Source organism: Bacillus sp. EB600, assembly GCF_024494385.1.
In the GTDB taxonomy this organism is placed as follows: domain Bacteria; phylum Bacillota; class Bacilli; order Bacillales; family Cytobacillaceae; genus JAEVLT01.
Genome location: NZ_JAEVLT010000109.1, coordinates 1 through 1,579, shown reverse-complemented (window position 1 = coordinate 1,579; position 1,579 = coordinate 1). Strand labels below are relative to the sequence as shown.

The window sequence follows — 1,579 nt, the reverse complement described above, 5'->3', positions numbered from 1 at the left end:
TACTTTTATTATGTAAAACTAGTATTAATAATCAAATCTTAAAAAAGAGAGGCTCAAAATGATAAAAGCGATTTTTTTCGATTTAGATGATACACTTCTATGGGATCAAAAAAGTATAAAGGAAGCCTTTGTTGCAACATGTAGAATAGCACACGACCGGTATGGAATCGATCCAAATCAATTTGAAGAAGTGGTTCGCGAAGCAGCAAGAAATCTATATTCCTCCTATGAAACTTACGAATTTACAAAAATGATTGGGATTAATCCGTTTGAAGGACTTTGGGGCAATTTTTTAGATAATCAAGATGAGTTTAGAAAAATGAAAGAAATTGTTCCCGGATATCGAAGAGATGCTTGGACGATGGGATTAAAGACGATGGGGATTGATGACCAAGAATTTGGGTCTGAGTTAGGTGAACGTTTTCCACAGGAGCGCCGGAAGCTTCCGTTTGTTTATGAGGATACCTTTGAAACGCTCGATGCACTTAAAGGGAAATATCAGCTGCTGCTTTTAACAAACGGATCACCAGATTTGCAAAATACAAAACTTGCAATAACACCAGAACTAGTTCCCTATTTTGACCAGATTGTTATTTCAGGTGATTTTGGAAAAGGAAAACCGGATCCATCGATTTTCGAGCATGCATTGTCACGTATGTCTTTAAATAAAGACGAAGCAATTATGGTGGGGGATAATTTAATGACAGATATTCTTGGCGCGAGCAGAGCTGGAATAAAGTCAGTGTGGATCAATCGTCACAATAAAGAGCGTAACGAAGTTATTCCTACTTATGAAATTAATCATTTAGGAAAGCTTTTTGGGATTTTAGACGAACTAAATGAAAAGGCACTGAAAAAATAATATAAGCTAAAATTGTGATAAAGGAACCAGTTCCAAAGCTGGTTCCTTATTGTATGTCTAAAACCATTACTAGTGTTATATTTACTAGTAAGTGTAATGATTACCTAAAAAAAGGGGTACTTTATTTGGTAACTAAATGCAATAAGTAAAGGAGTCTTAAAATTTGAAAACAACGATAAATTGGACAGGAAGTATGAGTTTTTCAAGCATTACTCCTTCAGGTCATAAAATTAACATGGACGCAGCAGAGGAAGTGGGAGGCACGAATAGTGGAGCTAGGCCGACTGAATTGTTGCTAAATGCTGTTGCAGGCTGCACTGGTATAGATATTATTTCGATTCTCCACAAAATGCGTTTAAATCCAACTTCTTTTCATATGGAGGTGGAAGGATCTCGTGCAGAAGAAGATCCTAAACGGTTTACAGCTATAAACATTCACTATGTTTTAGAAGGAGAATTGCCTGATGAAAAGGTGATTCATGCCATTCAATTATCAAAGGATAAGTACTGTTCAGTTGCCCATTCATTAAACTCAACGATAACGGCAAGTTATACAATTAATAACAACCCAACAAAGAACCTGTGATTACTTACCAAAAGTAAAGAACAGAACCTGTTGATATGTGTTTTCTTTCATTCTAAGTGCAAATGTCGAATAGTAAATAATTAATCTCCAGCATATGTGTTATTGCACGACCGATTCAGACTAGCTAACCA

2 protein-coding genes are annotated in these 1,579 nt (G+C 35.8%); both read left to right on the top strand.

Going from position 1 to position 1,579, the window contains the following annotated elements; all coding sequences use genetic code 11:
- The first annotated feature begins 58 nt into the window (after positions 1 to 58).
- Positions 59 to 862 carry an HAD family hydrolase gene (locus JN080_RS28705; RefSeq protein ID WP_256239343.1) on the top strand — a complete coding sequence of 268 codons (804 nt, stop codon included), beginning with the start codon at positions 59 to 61 and terminating at the stop codon, positions 860 to 862.
- Between the two features lie 163 nt (positions 863 to 1,025).
- Positions 1,026 to 1,448, top strand: a complete 423-nt coding sequence (locus JN080_RS28700; RefSeq protein ID WP_256239342.1) for an OsmC family protein — start codon at positions 1,026 to 1,028, stop codon at positions 1,446 to 1,448.
- Positions 1,449 to 1,579 lie beyond the last annotated feature (131 nt).

Coding starts and splice junctions, on each gene's coding strand:
- JN080_RS28705 (WP_256239343.1), top strand. CDS start 59: ATGATAAAAGCGATTTTTTTCGATTTAGATGATACACTTCTATGGGAT.